General features: G+C 61.9%; 14 protein-coding genes. 5 read left to right on the top strand and 9 right to left on the bottom strand.

Annotated elements, in window-relative coordinates; translation table 11 throughout:
• Positions 1 to 19: 19 nt before the first annotated feature.
• Positions 20 to 1,750: an ABC-ATPase domain-containing protein gene (locus BSP239C_RS12270; RefSeq protein ID WP_101573256.1), complete on the top strand. Its 1,731-nt coding sequence runs from the start codon at positions 20 to 22 to the stop codon at positions 1,748 to 1,750.
• Positions 1,751 to 1,795: 45 nt separating this feature from the next.
• On the opposite strand, the gene BSP239C_RS12265 is transcribed toward BSP239C_RS12270, so the two are convergent.
• Entirely contained in the window at positions 1,796 to 3,262 is a 1,467-nt protein-coding gene (locus BSP239C_RS12265) for an MFS transporter (protein ID WP_101573254.1), read from the bottom strand.
• 164 nt (positions 3,263 to 3,426) lie between these two features.
• Between BSP239C_RS12265 and BSP239C_RS12260 the strand changes: the two genes are divergently transcribed.
• Positions 3,427 to 4,341, top strand: coding sequence for a TetR/AcrR family transcriptional regulator (locus BSP239C_RS12260; protein ID WP_101573252.1), 915 nt, complete (start codon positions 3,427 to 3,429; stop codon positions 4,339 to 4,341).
• Positions 4,342 to 4,400: 59 nt separating this feature from the next.
• On the opposite strand, the gene BSP239C_RS12255 is transcribed toward BSP239C_RS12260, so the two are convergent.
• Entirely contained in the window at positions 4,401 to 6,647 is a 2,247-nt protein-coding gene (locus tag BSP239C_RS12255) for a thioredoxin domain-containing protein (RefSeq protein WP_101573250.1), read from the bottom strand.
• A 351-nt stretch (positions 6,648 to 6,998) separates the two neighbouring features.
• On the opposite strand from BSP239C_RS12255, the gene BSP239C_RS12250 reads away from it, so the two are divergent.
• Positions 6,999 to 7,907: a hypothetical protein gene (locus tag BSP239C_RS12250; RefSeq protein WP_101573248.1), complete on the top strand. Its 909-nt coding sequence runs from the start codon at positions 6,999 to 7,001 to the stop codon at positions 7,905 to 7,907.
• A gap of 2 nt (positions 7,908 to 7,909) precedes the next feature.
• On the opposite strand, the gene BSP239C_RS12245 is transcribed toward BSP239C_RS12250, so the two are convergent.
• A complete protein-coding gene (locus BSP239C_RS12245) occupies positions 7,910 to 8,725 on the bottom strand; it encodes a glycerophosphodiester phosphodiesterase family protein (protein ID WP_101573246.1) in 816 nt (271 codons plus the stop codon).
• Positions 8,726 to 9,074: 349 nt separating this feature from the next.
• Between BSP239C_RS12245 and BSP239C_RS12240 the strand changes: the two genes are divergently transcribed.
• Both BSP239C_RS12240 and BSP239C_RS12235 read left to right on the top strand, forming a co-directional pair.
• On the top strand, positions 9,075 to 10,565 hold the full coding sequence (locus BSP239C_RS12240; protein ID WP_101573244.1) for a sodium:alanine symporter family protein: 1,491 nt from the start codon (positions 9,075 to 9,077) through the stop codon (positions 10,563 to 10,565).
• A 114-nt stretch (positions 10,566 to 10,679) separates the two neighbouring features.
• Positions 10,680 to 10,979: a hypothetical protein gene (locus BSP239C_RS12235; protein ID WP_101573242.1), complete on the top strand. Its 300-nt coding sequence runs from the start codon at positions 10,680 to 10,682 to the stop codon at positions 10,977 to 10,979.
• A 37-nt stretch (positions 10,980 to 11,016) separates the two neighbouring features.
• On the opposite strand, the gene BSP239C_RS12230 is transcribed toward BSP239C_RS12235, so the two are convergent.
• The 6 genes from BSP239C_RS12230 to gcvH all read right to left on the bottom strand — a co-directional run bounded on the left by BSP239C_RS12230 (position 11,017) and on the right by gcvH (position 17,221).
• Positions 11,017 to 11,727 (bottom strand): hypothetical protein, encoded by a 711-nt coding sequence (locus BSP239C_RS12230; RefSeq protein WP_101573240.1) that lies wholly within the window; start codon positions 11,725 to 11,727, stop codon positions 11,017 to 11,019.
• A gap of 313 nt (positions 11,728 to 12,040) precedes the next feature.
• The gene (locus tag BSP239C_RS12225) at positions 12,041 to 12,433 is read right to left on the bottom strand and encodes an ectoine synthase (RefSeq protein ID WP_101573238.1); all 393 of its coding nucleotides are present in this window, start codon (positions 12,431 to 12,433) and stop codon (positions 12,041 to 12,043) included.
• 155 nt (positions 12,434 to 12,588) lie between these two features.
• Positions 12,589 to 13,881, bottom strand: coding sequence for a diaminobutyrate--2-oxoglutarate transaminase (gene ectB, locus BSP239C_RS12220; protein WP_101573236.1), 1,293 nt, complete (start codon positions 13,879 to 13,881; stop codon positions 12,589 to 12,591).
• Between the two features lie 166 nt (positions 13,882 to 14,047).
• Entirely contained in the window at positions 14,048 to 14,488 is a 441-nt protein-coding gene (ectA, locus tag BSP239C_RS12215) for a diaminobutyrate acetyltransferase (protein WP_180959005.1), read from the bottom strand.
• A gap of 745 nt (positions 14,489 to 15,233) precedes the next feature.
• Positions 15,234 to 16,730 carry an L-serine ammonia-lyase gene (locus BSP239C_RS12210; protein ID WP_101573232.1) on the bottom strand — a complete coding sequence of 499 codons (1,497 nt, stop codon included), beginning with the start codon at positions 16,728 to 16,730 and terminating at the stop codon, positions 15,234 to 15,236.
• Between the two features lie 92 nt (positions 16,731 to 16,822).
• Positions 16,823 to 17,221, bottom strand: coding sequence for a glycine cleavage system protein GcvH (gene gcvH / locus BSP239C_RS12205; RefSeq protein WP_180959004.1), 399 nt, complete (start codon positions 17,219 to 17,221; stop codon positions 16,823 to 16,825).
• Between the last annotated feature and the right edge of the window lie 77 nt (positions 17,222 to 17,298).

Below are 17,298 nucleotides of genomic sequence, written 5' to 3'. Positions count from 1 at the left end.
ATCAAGTAGCATTCCACGGATGAACTCCCAACGATCGAATCTCGCCTCCACCCTGCACAGCCTCGATGGTCGCAGCTACGGAAACTACAAGCAGATCCGTGGCAGCTACGAGTTCGGGCCGGTCACCGTGTTCATCGACCGGGTTCAGGTCGACCCTTTCGCCTCCCCGTCGAAGGTCCGGGTCAGGATCGACCGCGCCGAGGCGGGGTTCCCCACTGACATCACCAGCGAACGCGCAGATCGCATCGCGGCCGCCGACTTCCTCTTCCGCGTCGGCGATTCGTTCCTGCACCGCAACGATCGGCGCTCGATCATCCTCGGACGCCCGGGACAAGAGGTGCTTGAGCGCACCAATGTCGTCATCGATGACGAAGGCTTCGAGGCACGTCTGCTCGTCAATCTTCCGGCTCGCGGCAGACGTATCTTGGGCCACCAGGCCGCGGACATCCTCACTCGCGATCTCCCTGAACTCGCTGAGGCCATGTTCGTCCATGCCAATCTGCCCCAGGTCGATAAGGCCAACAGCGGTCGGCCCGGTCAGGTCAACGGCAGCCAGGCCGGCGAAAATCTGCGCGAACATGTCCAGCTCCACAGGGATCAGCTGGAACTGCAGAACCACCTCGGCGAGGCAGGTCTTCTCGCGTTCGTCGGCAACGGTGCGATCCTGCCGAGGCGATCCGGGGATTCGGATCTGCCGATGGAGTCGAACGCTGTGGCATTCGCCAGCCCGAGTTCACTCGAGCACACCGTCACACTCTCGAGCGGACGCAGTCTCACAGGCATGGCGATCCCTCGTGGTGTCACAGTCATCGTCGGCGGCGGCTATCACGGCAAGTCGACGATTCTGCGCGCTCTCGAGCGCGGCGTCTACCCGCATATTGCAGGCGACGGCCGGGAATGGGTCATCACGGAACCCAGTGCCACCTCCATCCGGGCCGAGGACGGTCGCGCCGTGACCGGCGACGACATCTCGCCCTTCATCAACAATCTGCCATCCGGCACTGACACGAGAGCCTTCACCACGACGAACGCGAGCGGGTCCACGTCACAGGCAGCCAACCTCGTCGAAGCTGTGGAAGTCGGTGCACGTTCGCTGCTCATCGACGAGGACACCTCGGCGACGAACTTCATGATCCGCGACGACCGAATGCGCGCACTCATCCCCGCCGACCGCGAACCCATCACCCCTTTCGTCGACCGCATCCGCCCGCTGTTCACCCACCGAGGCGTCTCCACCGTGCTGGTCGCCGGTGGATCGAGCGCATTCTTCGAGGTCGCCGACCATGTCATCGCCCTCGACGCCTACGTGCCCCAGGAAGTCACCGAGAAGGCGCACGAACTCGTGGGTATGAAATCAGCCGATGACACAGGAGAAGTGTTCACCACTCCGCAGCCTCGAGTCCCCACGGCGAAGGCACTGCGTCCCAGCTCGAAGACGAAGTCGGCGAAGGCGAAAGGGCTCGGTCAGGTTCAGTTCGGCAAGGCCTTCATCGAACTGACCGCGGTGTCCCAGCTCGTCGACCCGCAGCAGACGACGGGCATCGCCGAGGCGCTTGAGTATATGGCCGAGATCTTCGACGACCGGACCTCACTGACTGAGGCTCTGGCCGAGGTCGAGGACATGCTTGATGCGCAGGGAGTCGACGGTCTGACCGGCAATCGCGATCATCCGGGGCATGTCGCCCGCCCCCGTGCACAGGAGATCGCGGCAGCGCTCAACCGTTTCCGGGGGCTGCGACTCATCGACTGAGCCGACTCTCCGGAGTCGACTCGCCTTCAGAACCGGGGCACCTGTTCAGTGCTCCTCGACCTCTTTCGAGTCGGTCAGGGTGCGAATACCGAAGATCGACATCACCAGCACGATGCCGGCAAGGACCGTGAACGAAATCTGCTGTGAGTGCACGAAGCCCGCAACCATTGCCGAATCCCAGGCACCCTGCGGCAGTGTGCTGCCGAGAACCGTGGCCATGATCGTGCCGACGATCGCGACGCCCACGGCGTTGCCGAGCTCCTGAGCTGTGTCATTGAGCGCCGATCCGATCGACGTGTGCGTCTCAGGAAGCGCACCGAGGAGAGCGACGGCACCGGTCGTCATGATCGTCCGCATCCCCATGGTCATGATGAGCATCCCGATCGCGCACCAGATGAATCCGTGCGTGAGAGCGAAGATCCAGACGACGAGGCTGATGAGGACGAGTGCGATACCGCCGATCGAGGTCTTGCGGTGACCGAAGCGCGCCATAGCGCGATCAACGAACGGGCCGGCAAGCAGCATGCCTGCCACGAATGGCAGGTTCGCCAACCCCGCCTGGAACGCCGACCATCCCCAGGCGAACTGGTAGAGCTGAGTCGAGACGAACATGACGCCCACCATGGCGATCATTGTCGCGGTCTGGAGGATCGCTGAACCACTCACGGTCGGCAGTGCGAGCAGTTTGAGATCGAGCATCGGGTCCTTGGCCGACTTCTCTCGCCAGATGAAGCCGATGAGGGACAGCACTCCGGCGGCGAAGATGATGATCGTCAGCGGTGCGCCCCAGCCGTTTTCAACCCCAGCGGTGAAGCCGTAGAGGAGAAAGCCCAGCGAGGCCACAGAAAGTATGCCGCCGGGGACGTCGGCATCACCTGCGCGCCGGTCAGCAGGGTCATCCTTGGCGATGCCGAACCGCACGCCGAGCCAGGCGATGAGCGCGACCGGTGCGTTGATCACTAGGAGTACTTGCCAGGGCCAGTTCGCGATCGCGAGTCCGGCAATTGTCGGACCGAGCGCGAAGCCGATCATTGAGACGACCACGATGAGGCCGATTGCCCTCGTCCGCAGATCGTCGCGGTCGAAGAGTCGAAATACCAGCGACATGGTCAATGGGGCGATGAATGCTGCGAAGATTCCTGACACTGCCCGCACCGCGATGAGCTGAGCGGGCGTGGAGACGAGCAGCACCGACAGTCCGGCAAGGCCGAAGAGCGCGAGACCGAAGAGGAGGGTCCGGCGGCGACCAAGCTTGTCACCCATTGTCCCGCCGACCATGAGCAGTCCGCCGAACGTCAGCGAATAGGCACCGACGATCCACTGCAGGTCAGATGGAGAAGCATTGAGGTCTCGCCCGATCGTCGGCAGAGCGACATTGAGAATCGAGTTATCGACCATCTCTACGAGCATGGTCAGGCACAGGGCGAGAAGAGCGGGCCAGGCAGCACGGAGACTCTGCGGTTTGGGTGCTCGAGTCTCGGCGATTGAGGAGGTAACAGAGGAGGAGGACATATGCGTCCTTTCGCGTGTGGGTGATAGTCGGCTGGATAGCCGGTGCGAAAATAACATCAGGATCGAACGACGCTCGATGATGGAACGCCGTTCGATTCATCGAACTGTGTTCGAGAATAGAACGGTGTTTGGTTGAATGCAAATGGGTGGGTAGATTCAGAGACATGGATTCAGGTGCATCACGACGTTCGGTCCGAGATCTCGACACAGAAACAGAAAGTTCTGACAGCGGAGAAGATCAGAGCCCAGGTGACACGGGTGACCCAGGCGGCACGGGTGACCCAGGCGGCACGGGCGGTCCAGGTGACACCACCCCACGTCGTCGCGGCGGACGGGGAAAGCCCCGTTCCCGCGCCTCTCTCTCGCTCGAGACAATCATCGACGCAGCGATTTCGACCCTCGACACAGTTGGAGCGGAGAAGGTCACACTGAGGGGGCTGGCAGCCGAGCTGCAGAGCGGGGTGGCGAGCCTGTACTGGTATGCCTCGGGCAAAGATGAGCTCATGGCGATAGTCGCCGACGAGCTGCTGGGGCGCGCTCTCGAGGAGGCCTCGGCCCTCGAGGAGTCAGGGATGACCCGTCCGTCTACCTTTGCCGACTTCCCAGATCCCGAACCAGACACACGCACCAGCGACTCAACTGGTGAGGGGCTTGTGCAGATCCGGCGCCTGGTGCTGTGTCTCTTCATCCAGATGATTGAGCACCGCTGGCTGGCAGGGCAACTCATCAAAGCCGGACCCGATGAGCAGAACTCGCTGACATATTGGGAGCGGATCGGTCAGGCGCTGCAGAAGATGGAACTCAACGTCACCACACAGTTCCATGCCTCTCTGGCGGTCGTGAATTACGCATCCGGAATGGGGGCTGAAGTCTCACAGGGAGCCATCAACCGGGAGGCAGCGGTCGACGCCGAAGCTGAATTCGCCGAGCAGGTTGACCACTGGTCGAGCTTCAGCCCTGAGCAGTTTCCGTTCGTGCATTCAGTGCTCGAAGAGTTCCAGAACTTCGACGACAAGTCGGAATTCGTTGCGGGCCTCGATCTTCTGCTGTCAGGGATCGAGCGCCAGACCTGGGGCTGAGCACATCGACGACGCAGATGGACCGCTGTCTGTAGCGATCGCCCGTAATGCTGACTCGCCTAACCGTCGAGGAGTGCGACGAGGTCCTCAACCGTCTTCACGGGCAGTGAGCACTGTGTCCCCTGGCAGACGATGGCGGCACCGTCGGGCACCTCGACCTCTGCACCGTTATCACCAGGGACGCCGGTTGAACCGGTGACCAATGTGACACCAGGATTCCTGGCCGCGATGCTGTTCAGAGTGGCATCTCGGGTGGCGACACGGACTGGTTTGAGAGCTCGTTCAGACTGCCACAGCGCGTGACCGCAGCCGCGTGGGGCGCGTCCGGCGAGCGCCCTATAGACGCCGAGCAGACGGTCGCGCAGGTCAAGTAGTCCTCCGGTGCTCAGGCCGTCGGTCTCAGCTCCGCCGTCCACGCCGATCTCTGCGAGCAGAAGTGCCACTTCTGCCGCGGCGGACCTGCCTGAGGGCACCGTATTGTCCACCGGATCGGAGGCTCTGACGTCGAGGATCTCGTCGCCCATGGAATCGAAGACCTCAAGCGTCTCACCCTCAGCGGTGAAGTCTGTGAACATCCTCGCGCTCCATGACCTCAGGTCACTCACCTGCACCGACGCTCCTGGGAGTTGGCGGACCATGATCCCTGCAGTGATGAACTGCGCCCAGTCGGCGAGGCCTGCCTGGCCGGGACCCGGGGTGTCACCGGTGAAGCTGCGCCGGACCTCGAAACTCGCATCGGTGCCGAAGCGTGCGACCATCGCTTCCCAGAAGTGGACAGCTTCACTCCCCCAGCCCGCCGACGGTCCGGTGGCTGCGGAACCACCCACACCAGCACCGCCATCTGCACCAATGCCACTTCCGTCGGACGCACCGGTGTACAAGGCGGCTTCGGCCAGAGCCGTGATTGCCAGCGAGTTCCATTCGGTGATCGTCTTCTCATCCCGCGCGGGCTGAGGGCGTGTGCCCAATAGGTGCCTCAGACTCTCCTGCTGTGCGACCGTCGCCGAGGTGGGCCACGGTGCAGGGTGGGTCTCGTCGAAGGGCACCTCGTCCATGCCCAACCAGTCGATGATGCGGATGGCGGCGACGACGGAACCGGAGAGTTCCGCGGCGGCCGGCGAATCGACGAGCTGCAGCAGTCCCTCCTCCCCCACCTCGGCGAACTCTTCGGGTGTCACGACGTAGGCGGCACCTTCCTCCAGCACATCGTCAGCATTGAGGGAGTCCGCGTCGAGTGCGGCGATGAATCGGTCACCATCGGACATGTCCGTGGTGAGGAAATTCGCGGTGTCGGTGACCTCGCGTTCGGCGAGCGCCAACCACTTCGAATCCGGGTTGAGTGCACGTTCGACCTTCGCCCATTGCACGGCGGCGCGCAGGTAGAGCGCATTGTCATAGAGCATCTTCTCGAAGTGCGGCACGAACCATTGGCGGTCGACGCTGTAGCGGGCGATGCCGCCGCGCACCTGGTCACGCATGCCGCCGCTGGCAATCCGGGCGAAGGTGCTGCGCACCGCGATGAGACAGTCGAGGACGAGCTCGCCTTCGAGGTGCCCGTCGGCTCCCAGTCTGTCGACCACGTCAAGGGCCAGTGCCCCTTCCCTCGCCGAGGTTGTTCCACCCAATCGTACGAATGTGGCCAGGAGCTGCATCAAGTTCATCAGCGGTGGGAACTTCGGGGCCTTGCCGAACCCGCCCCACGCGGGGTCATAGGAGTCGAGCAGGGACTCGGCAGCCGAGTCGAGTTCCTCGGCGCTCAACAGCTCGGACGCGGCCTCGGCAGGCAGGGCGTCCGAGACGGCACTGGCCATATCAGCCAGACCCCGATTCATACGCGCCGTCATCTCTGTCACCTCGTCGCGGCGCTCCGTCCACGACTGGGACACGGCGGCGAGCACCTGTGTGAAGGCGGGCAGATTTCCCCGCGGGGCCGGTGGGAAGTACGTCCCGGCATAGAAGGGGCTGCCTTGCGGGGTCGCGAAGATCGTCATCGGCCACCCGCCTTGACCACGCATCGCCTGGAGTGCGTTCATGTAATAGGAGTCGATGTCCGGCAGCTCTTCGCGGTCGATTTTGATCGGCAGGAAGTTCTCATTGATGACGCGCGCGATGGCCTCGTCTTCGAAGGATTCATGAGCCATGACGTGGCACCAGTGGCAGGTGGAGTAGCCGATCGAGATGAGCAGCGGCACGTCACGACGGGCCGCCTCGGCGAGGTTGCCCTTCGTCCACATTCGCCAGTCGACGGGATTGACAGCGTGGGCGCGAAGGTACGGACTGGTGGACGACGCGAGTTCATTGGCCATGGACCCAGCGTCTCATTCGAATGCCCCCGCTGAGAACCGGCTCGTCATTCCACCGGCGCGAATGCCCAACATGAGGGCAAGGAGCGCTGAGGATTCGGGTGCCTTCAGCAGTCGTGCCTCCCCGTTGCTGCATGCCCATCCACTGAGCCATGTCCTCAGCAGAGCTGATCTTAACTATCAGCTGAGGTGCACTGACCAGGGCACTCGATCTGCTCTCGGCCAGGGGGCCGACCCGCACAACAGCGGGAGGAAAATCCACCGGTCACCCACCAGAGGCCTTGCTCGCAATCCGCCGCTGCATCAGCAAGGTCGCTTCCTGAAAAGAACAGCCTTCCATGAGAGGATCCCACTATGGATGACTCGACCTCACTGGATGACTCGACCACGCTGAACGAGACGACTGCCAGAAACGCTTCGGCCCCGCTGCGCTTCACCGTGATCGCACTCGCGTTCGTCGTTCACTTCGTCGCCTGGGTCGGCTACTGCTCACTCATGTTCGCAAAAGCCGAGTATTACTCCGCCCAGAGCCTGCCCGCCGGAATTGCCATGTCCGTCCTGGCCTGCCTGGCCGGCGCCGCTGCCATCGTCGTCGCACGCGAGCTCTCGCCCATTCCGCGCAGCATCGTCACCGTGCTCAGCATTGTCATCTTCGGAATCTCGGCCATCGCCGAGGTAGTGGGACACATCGAACGGCCGAGTCCGGAAATGTTGGCGCTGACCTTCACAGAAGTCGTGCTGCTCATCGGCGCATTCGTGTTCCCCTTGGTCATCGTAGGGGTCCTCGTCGCCGTGGTGGGCAAGACTGCAACGGATGGCAAGCCTCCAGTATCGACCAAGCTTCCGGCAGCGGGCCGGGCGACAACCGGTGCGGGGGTCGTTCTTCTTGTCTGCGTGGTGATCGTGTTCTGCTGCCACGTGCCGTTGTTCCAATTCCTCGGTCCGCCTGCATTGCCCTCGTGGTACCGGCCGGCTTGGCCGATCGCCCTGAGCTCGGCAGTCGCCACGGTCGCCGCGGTGTTCCTCCTTGCACGCGCGCAGGGCCGCACTTCTTCACCAGGCTGGTCGCTGGCCATCAGAGTCTCCGGCTTCCTCACCCTGCTCTGCGCAATGTATCTGTGCAGTCTGGCGACCGGTGAGATTGTGGCCTTCCTACCTCTTGGCGACCTGAGCTGGCTGCTCTGGCGGGGAGCCGTGTTGGGACTCTTCATCGGTGCAGTGGCTCTGTTCGTCTCTGCGGCAGCGGGAAAGCCTCGACGCTGACCTCAGAGGGCTTCGACGACCTCGACAAGCCGGTCGGGCCTGTTGGTGATGATGCCGTCAGCGCCGAGGTCAATAGCCTTCTCCATCTCCTCGACACTGTCGACGGTCCACACTAGGCTCGACATTCCCAGCTCGTGGACGTGGCCGAGGAAAGTCGAATCGGCCGCGATGTACTGAGGATTGACCTGGTCGACCCAGGTAGCGAAATCGTGCAGTTCGTCCGGGCAGGGCCTCCCCAGAACCCCGACGGGGACTTCAGGCGCCAGGGCATGGAACTCGCGGATGAAGGCCCAATCGCCGGACTGGACGACGAGCATCCCCGCCGCCAATGCCCGGTCCAGATAATCGGGCACGGATGTCAGGGACTCAACAAGCACCTCGGCGATTCCGGGGTACTGGGCGGGATGCTTGACCTCGAGCAGCAGGCCGGTGCGAGTGGTGTGCACCAACTCCAGCACCTCGCCGAGGTGGGGCACGGTGACGCCGGCGAAGGAGGACCCCTTCCAGCTGCCGGCGTCGAGGGCTGCGATCTCGGCCGTCGTCATACCGCTTACGCTGAGGTCGGCACGCTCAGGGTGGAGCAAGCGGACGTTGGTGGTGCGCTCGAGGGTGTCGTCGTGGATGACGATGAGGTCGCCGTCCCTGTTCATATGCACATCGATTTCGATCATGTCCGCACCCTGCTCGATTCCGGCTGCGAAGGCGGGAATCGTGTTCTCGGGATACTTCGCCGAGGCTCCTCGGTGAGCGATGACCAGCGGTGGAACACGGACGTGGGAGGTAATTGCTGAGCAGGGGTTCAGGAGCGCGATGGGCATGTGGGGACTCCTCGACGATTGCTGCCGGTGACTGCGGGTCGGAGGCCGAATCGCGAAGACGGTCCACCGACGGTGCAGCCCATTGGCGATCAGATTAGTCATCACGAGCAAGTTCGCGATGTTATGAGAGTGGACTGGAGGTGAATCCTAGCCGTGCCGGGCTCACGAGCGCAGCCGTGGTTCGCTCTGCTCACCCCACTGCTTCACTTTCCTTCAATGAGCCAATCGCCCCCACACCTGCGCACTACAGGAGCGGCTTGGTGGCAGACTGAAGACATACACAGCGGAAGTTCAGGCTTTCATCCGCCCGAACCTCTGATCGCATGATTGCCGAAGGAGGCTCAGTTCCATGGAGATGTTGCAGACCGCACTGGACGGCATCGATTCCGTATCGTCCTACGTTCTCGTTGCAGTGCTGATTCCCACTGGTTTGTATTTCACCATCCGCACCGGAGTAATCCAAGTGCGAATGCTGCCCGAAATGTTCCGCACGCTCGTCGAACCGGGAGGAAGAGATTCCGAGGGCAATAGGAACATCTCACCGTTCCGGGCCTTTTCCATCTCTGCCGCATCACGGGTGGGCACGGCCAATATTGCCGGCGTGGCCTTGGCCATCTCGCTGGGCGGCCCTGGTGCGATGTTCTGGATGTGGGTGACTGCCATCGTCGGCGGTGCCACCGCTTTCGCCGAGTCCGCACTCGGCCAGGTCTACAAGATGAAGGACGGCCCGAATTTCCGCGGCGGCCCGGCGTACTACATTCGGCACGGGATGAACATGAAATGGCTGGGTCTGATCTTCGCCGTGATCGTCGCCATCACCTACGGCATCGTGTTCAACACGGTGCAGTCGAACTCGATCGTTGACGCTGTCGGAACATCGTTCAACATTGAGGACTCGAACTTCGCATTCACAGCAATCGCCGGTGTGGTCATCGCCGTCGGTGCCTATGCGATCTTCGCCGGTGGAGCCAAGCGCATCTCGAACGTCTCCGCATACCTGGTGCCGATCATGGCCGGTCTCTACCTGATCGTCGGGATCATCGTCGTGGCGCTCAACCTCGGCGCCGTCCCCGACATGATCGCCACCATCTTCTCCGACGCATTCAGCATGAACTCGATCGCCGGTGGATCGCTTGGTTCCATCATGCTCATCGGCGTTCAGCGCGGCCTGTTCTCCAATGAGGCCGGAATCGGTTCCGTTCCGAATGCCGCGGCAACGGCCTCGGCATCTCACCCAGCCAAGCAGGGATTCGTGCAGGCCCTGGGCGTGTACTTCGACACGATCCTCGTCTGCTCGATCACGGCGTTCATCATTCTGCTGTCCAACCCCAAGTACGGTGACTCCGGCGAGGGAATCCAGTTGACGCAGACGGCGCTGAGCGGGCAGCTCGGACAGTGGGCGATCCACTTCCTCACCTTCGCGATCTTCCTCTTCGCCTTCTCCTCCATCCTCGGCAACTACTACTATGGCGAAGCCAATATCGAGCACCTGACCACCAGCAGGGTCGCCCTGCGGGTGTACCAGCTGATCGTGATGGTGTCGGTCTTCATCGGAGCGATTGCCGCGCTGGACATCGTCTGGACCGCAGCAAACATCTTCATGGCGATCATGGCGCTGATCAACCTCTTCGCCCTGCTGATGCTTTCGCCGCTGGTGTTCAACCTGCTGAAGAACTACCAGGAGCAGCGCAAGCAGGGACTGGAGCCGGTCTTCCACCGCTCCGATCTGCCCACGTTCAAGCACATCAACACCACCGTCGACGCCTGGGACGGCACGGACGAGGTCACCACTGCGAAGTTCTGGCAGGACCGCGGCAAGAAGGTCCGCCCGGACGAGTGACACCGGCGTCCTGTTCACGCAGCGACAGCGCAATCGCATCGGGCGTTCCCCCTCACGGGAGCGCCCGATGCGCATTCACTGCAACCACTACAAGACGACTGGAAGGAAGTTTCCATGACTGTGGACCGCACAGAATTGGCCGAAGCCCTCGCCGAGGCGACCGGATGGTCGGTCATGGCCGATGCCCGCCGAGTGACGTTCACCAATGATGATCCACCGCAGGTGGTCATCTGGACTGTCACCGACGCTGAGATCGGCGAACTCCGTTACAGCCAAAACCGCATGGCCAAGTCGGCCGGAGCTCGACAGACTGCCGATCTAGGAGCATTGTGGCTGCCTGTCTACGAGGCGCTGGGTCCGTTCGAAGGATCCCGGGGATATATGCACGGGACAGAACTGATCATCCGCGAGTGATCTCGGTCAGGACTTGACCACCCTCACTCGCGGTTGGTCAGCGCTTGACTGACTTCGAGGTTGCCCCGGTTGCCCAACTGATCTGCCCGAAGGTGACCCGATAAGTCTTCTTGCTCTTCGTCTTAACCTTGTATGTGGCCTTGCCCTTCTTAGCGGTCACCGTCTTGATGGTTTTCCACTTGCTGCCGGACTTGACCTGGAATTTCACCTTCGGATTGTAGGTGACCTTCCCGTACTTCTCGGGGTTGTAGACCTTCGTCGTCGAGGTCAGAGTGACGGTCTTGCCGCTGCGCTTAGATGCGAGAGAGGCGTAGGTCTTGCCGCGAACGTAGAAGGAGCCCTTGGTGTAGTCGGTGCGCGCATACCAATGCGAGTTGTAGTTGGCATCATCATAGTCAGCGCTGATCTCAGAAGGCCCGATCCTGTACTTCCCTAGTCCCTCCAAACTCGGGCAGATCATTGCCCGATCTTTCGTTGAAGGCGAATGATAATTGCCAAAGTACGCGGAGGTGGTGCTTCCATGGCGGCCAGCAATATCTGCCTCCACATCCCAGCTGTCCACCTTCGACTTCTTGTACTTCATGTGAACATCAAAATATTTGCAGTTGCCGTTTGAGACAACCATGTTTTTCGCCGACAGCTTCGTCACGTCGAATGACATCGTCGCCGCCTCAGCGGACACAGCCGGACCGACAATGAGTGCCACAGCGGCAATAGCAGAGACAAGGGCACGCCTGATGAACTTCATGGAGACTCCAAAGAGTGGAATTGAACAGAGGAATGCCAGAGTCAGAGTCTTGGAATGTGTCAGTCGGCAGGCAGCGTCACGATACTTGAGGTGTCAATAAGCCGAACAGTATCACACCTGAAGTCTGCCCGAGCGAAGAACCGTATCTACACAAAAACTGGTGGCCACGGAACCTCGGCGAAACCCGCAATAGCGGATCTTCCTTGGTTCCGTGACCACCAGTCATGGTGTCCGGAATCCCGGACCCAGCTTCAGCAGCAGATCAACGGATCAGCCACCTCGGCGATGGAGCTATTCAGCTCACAAAAGGATCTCAGTCCTCTTCGACGATGAGCGGGTAGACGCCGTTCTCGTCGTGGGTCTCGCGGCCGGTGACAGGCGGGTTGAACACGCAGGCCATGCGCAGTTCCTCGTCGGCGACAACGGTGTGCTTCTCGTGTCCGTCCAGGAGGTACATGGTGCCGTCGGAGAGGGGGTAGGTCTCGCCTGTCTCCTGGTCGGTCAGAGTGCCCTTGCCCTGCACGCAGTACACGGCTTCGACGTGGTTCTGGTAGTGGAACGTCGAGGTGGTTCCGGCGTAGATCACGGTGTCGTGGAGCGAGAATCCGACGCGTTCCTTGCCCAGCACCATGCGGCGTGAGCGCCAGGTTTCCGACTTGATATCGCGGTCGGTGTCGTTGAGGTCATCGCGGTTGACTACGTACATTCGTGGTCCTTTCAATCGGTACATCAGACGGGTTGCCGATGTGTCAGTCGAAATGTCGACCGATCCACCGGCAACGCGTCATACAAGTTTCATGGTTGAGTCTCGGCGAACCGAAGCTCAGTTTTTCAGGCTCTCGCGCTCAGCTGGGAGCAGGCTCAGACCGCCGCGGTTTCTTTGGCCGGAGCGAACTTCAGCACAGCAGCCTCGATGATGTCGAGACCCTGTTCCAGATCGTGCGAGGAGATGGTCAGCGGAGGCATGATCTTCGTGACCTCATCCTTGGGGCCGGAGGTCTCGAGGAGCAGGCCGTTCTCGAAGGCTTCTGCTGCCACCTTGCCGGCAACCTCGTCATCCTCGAAGAAGATTCCGGCGAGGAGTCCGCGTCCACGGATGGATGCTCCCTCTGCCTTCTCCACGATCGAGTCGAGGCGCTGGTGCAGTGCGGCGATTGTGTCGGCCAATTCGTTCTGGAACGTGTTGTCGGCCCAGAAGTTCTTGATCGCGGCGGTCGCCGTAACGAATGCGGGGTTGTTTCCGCGGAAGGTTCCGTTGTGCTCGCCTGGCTCCCAGACGTCGAGTTCGGGGCGGAACAGGGTCAGTGCCATCGGCAGACCCGATCCGGAGATCGACTTCGACAGGCAGACGATGTCTGGTTCGATGCCAGCCTCTTCGAAGCTGAAGAACGATCCGGTACGGCCACAGCCGGCCTGGACGTCGTCGACGATGAGCAGGATGTCGTGCTTCTTGGTGAGCTCGGACAGAGCGCGCAGCCATTCGGCACGTGCGGCGCGGAGGCCGCCTTCGCCCTGCACGGTCTCAACGATGACAGCGGCTGGCTTGTCGACGCCCGAGCCGGAGTCTTCGAGGACCTTTTCAAGCCACAGGAAGTCAGGAATCTCACCGTCGAAGTAGTCGTCGTAGGGAATCTTCGAGCTGTTGGTCAGCGGGATGCCTGCGCCTTCGCGCTTCATCGAGTTGCCGGTCACCGAAAGCGAGCCCAGGGTCATGCCGTGGAATGCGTTGGTGAAGGACAGCATGTGCTGCCGGCCTGTAACCTTACGAGCCAGCTTCAGTGCAGCCTCGACGGTGTTGGTTCCCGTTGGTCCGGGGAACATCACGGTGTAGTCGAGTCCGCGGGGCTTGAGGATGAGGTCCTGGAAGGTTTCGAGGAACTCACGCTTAGCTGGGGTCTTCATGTCCAGCGAGTGCAGGACTGCACCCGACTGGAGGTACTCGATGAGAGGGTTCATCACGACGGGGTTGTTGTGCCCGTAGTTGAGGGCTCCGGCGCCGGAGAAGAAATCGATGAATTCCTTGCCGTCTTCGCCCCACTGCTTCGCACCATGTGCCTTGGCGAAGGTGGCTGGCCAGGAGCGCGAGTATCCTCGCACCTCTGATTCGCGAGTTTCGAAGATGTCGGGAGTTGTGGTCTTAGAGCTTTCGGTCATCACTTGAGTCCTTTCGACTTCTGGATTACCCGCTTGCCTCGTGAGCAAGCGGCTAGGCGGTGGCCGCGACCGATCAGTTTCGGATACGGCTGTCGCCGGTCGGCGTCCCAGTCGGGATCAGCTGATCCCCAGGGCGCCTGGTGGCACCAGGCTTTTCAGCGGTGCATCAAAGTGGTGCGATTTCGTACAGGTACTCGGTGTCGTGTCCGTCCGGGTACAGATCCGGGGTGATCAGCGCACGCCGTTCGCACGACGCTCCGCGCTGCTCAGCGAATGACTGGAACAGACGGTTCGACGCATCGTTATCATCGGTGATCGTTGTCTCCAGGCGGAGCGAATTGGTGCGGTCGGCCAGCTCGTTGAGCATGGTCTTCGCCAATCCGTGTCCGCGGAAGTCCGACGAGACAGCGACCTGCCAGATCATCAGCGTGTTGGGCCGATCCGGGCGGGTGTAACCGGTGACGAACCCGGCGGGCTCTCCGCCGATTCGCGCGATGGTCGAGGTGGCCGAGAAATCACGGCACCACAGGATGTAGGAGTACGAGGAGTTAAGGTCGAGAACGGCCGAATCTTTAGCCAGTCTCCACATGTGTTGACCGTCCTCCATGGTTGGAGTCCGGACATCGGTTTCTGTTTGAGGTTCAGCGACTGCGTTTCTCACGCCCCCAAACCTAACGACCTGAGGATGAGCGTCAACTCGAAAACCGGCGATTCACGCCACATTCCGGTGTGATTCCCGCGCGTGTTCCGCACGTCACGAACCCGGGTTTCCCCATGGCATCTCTGGGATGCGCCAGGGCGCTCCCGCGCGCTCATGCCGGGACAGAGCTTCGTTATCGTTTCGTTACATTTCAACACCTTTGGAACTGCGGTTCCACGGATGTTCCACGTTTCGCCGCCGCTTCGAGTCGTGACTTCGGGATGACTTTTCGACAGGCGCTGAAGCCAGCGCCCGCCTCATTGAGACGTGCGGCAGGGCTGGTTATTGAATGGGTGTGGGAGAGGAGGGCGCGGGTATACGGGTGTGGGAGAGGAGGGCGCGGGTGTACGGGTGTGGGAGAGGAGGGCGCGGGTGTACGGGTGTGGGAGAGGCGGGTGTGGGAAAGGGCGCCTCAACGGAGGCTGTCGCCGGCACCCGGCACCGATACAGCGCCGGAGCGTCCATACACCTATGCGTGCGTAGGTGTATGGACGCTCCGGCGTGGTCTCGATGGAGACACAGCCTCACACATAGGGCGCAAGGGCGCTCCTCGGCGTCTAACCTGTGTTTCGGCCCTTAGCCTGTGTCTCGGCATGCGCGCCGGGCTTCACAGGAGCCCCTGGCCCCGCCTACCTCGGCGGCCCGGGCTACCTCAGCACTCCACGACGTTGACGGCGAGGCCGCCCTGCGCTGTCTCCTTGTACTTCGAGCTCATATCGGCGCCCGTCTGGCGCATCGTCTCGATCACCTCGTCGAGGCTGACCCTGTGCTGGCCATCGCCCCACAGCGCCATCCTCGAGGCGTTGATCGCTTTGCCTGCCGCGATCGCATTGCGTTCGATGCACGGGACCTGAACGAGCCCGGCGATCGGGTCGCAGGTCAGGCCCAGGTTGTGCTCCATCGCGATCTCGGCGGCGTTCTCGACCTGCTCGGGAGTTCCGCCCATGATGGCGGCCAGTCCCCCGGCGGCCATCGACGACGCGGATCCGACCTCACCCTGGCAGCCCACCTCGGCGCCGGAGATCGACGCTCTCTCCTTGTACAGGACACCCACCGCCGCCGAGGTGAGCAGGAAGTCCACGATCGCCCTGTGCTTGGCAGCCTCGCCGCCCTTGACCACAGAATCCACATAGTTCAGTGCGTAGTGGAGCACCGCGGGGATGATGCCCGCCGCACCATTCGTCGGCGCGGTGACCACGCGTCCGCCAGAAGCGTTCTCCTCGTTGACGGCCATGGCGATGAGGTTGACCCACTCCAGGTAGTATCCGGGGTCACGTTCGGGGTCCTCGGCCTTGAGCTTGAGATACCAGTCGTGAGCCCGTCGGCGCACCTTGAGTCCGCCTGGCAGGTAGCCCGAACGGTCCAAGGACGCCGAGGCGCATTCCTCCATCACGGAGTAGATGTGGAGGAGACCGTGGCGGATCTCGTCCTCATCGCGCATCGACTTCTCGTTGACGAGCATGATCTCAGCGACCGACATATCGGTCTCCTTGCAGCGCTGCAGGAGTTCGACGGCCGAGTGGAACGGGTAGGGCAGTTCTTCACTGTAAGCCTGCAGCTCGGCGTCGATGACAGCGTCGGCAACGGCGAACTCGTTGGCGTCATCGGTTCCGGACTCAGCAACAGCCTCGGCGGCCTGCTCCTTCTCACGGAACTCGGTCTCTGAGGTGACGAAGCCGCCGCCCACCGAGTAGTAGGTCTCTTCGGCCATCGTCTTGCCTTCAGCATCGAAGGCGGCAATGGTCATGGCATTCGTGTGGCGGGGCTTGATGGTCAGGGGACGTTTGACCATATCGTTCTCGGTGAAGGCGATCTCGACACCGCCAGCAGCGGCATCCGAGTCCCCGGCCACGTCGCCGAGGAGGATTGTGCCGGTCTCGGACATGCGGGTCCGGCGGGCGGTGAGTTCATTGGCTTCGACGTGCTCGGGAGAACAGCCTTCCAGGCCGATCAGGATGGCGTCAAAGGTGCCGTGTCCGGCACCGGTGGCGGCAAGGGACCCGAAGACATCAACCTTGATGTCTGCAACGGATCCGAGCTTGTCGCCCAGAAGTGTGAGGAAGCTCGATGCCGCTCGCATCGGGCCGACGGTGTGGGAACTCGACGGGCCGATGCCGACGGTAAAGAGATCGAAGACGCTCAGTGGCATGGAAAATACTCCGATTCTTTTCGTGTGATCGATGGGACCGGCCACGGGCCGGATGTTTCAGCTGTGGTCGGTCCCATCGGTCGGAGATTGTGTCAGAGGGAGTTGGCCTCTGCGTAGCCTGCTGCATCCATCACTTCGCCCAGTTCGGTGACGTTGACTTCGAACAGCCAGCCGTCGCCGTAGGGGTCGGAGTTGAGCAGTCCGGGGTTGTCCGTGGCTGCCTCGTTGATGGAGGTGACCTCGCCGGTGACGGGGCAGTAGAGGTCAGAGACCGACTTGGTCGATTCGACCTCGCCACATGTTTCGCCTGCGGTGACGGTGTCGCCGACTTCCGGCAGATCCACGTACACGACCTCGCCGAGGGCGTCAGAGGCGACCGCGGTGATGCCGATCTTCACCGTCTTGCCGACAATGGCGTCGGCACCGGCGTTGATCCACTCGTGCTCAGCGGAGTACGTGAAGTTGTCTGGGAGCGGAGGCAATTCAGCCATGATTGTCCTTTTCTGCTGGTTGACAGCTGTATGGGTGAGCAGGTGCCCCCCAGTGTACGAGCCACCGGGGGCAACAA

Source organism: Brevibacterium sp. 239c (assembly GCF_900169365.1).
Lineage (GTDB): Bacteria > Actinomycetota > Actinomycetes > Actinomycetales > Brevibacteriaceae > Brevibacterium.
This window is presented reverse-complemented; position numbering and strand designations above follow the sequence as displayed.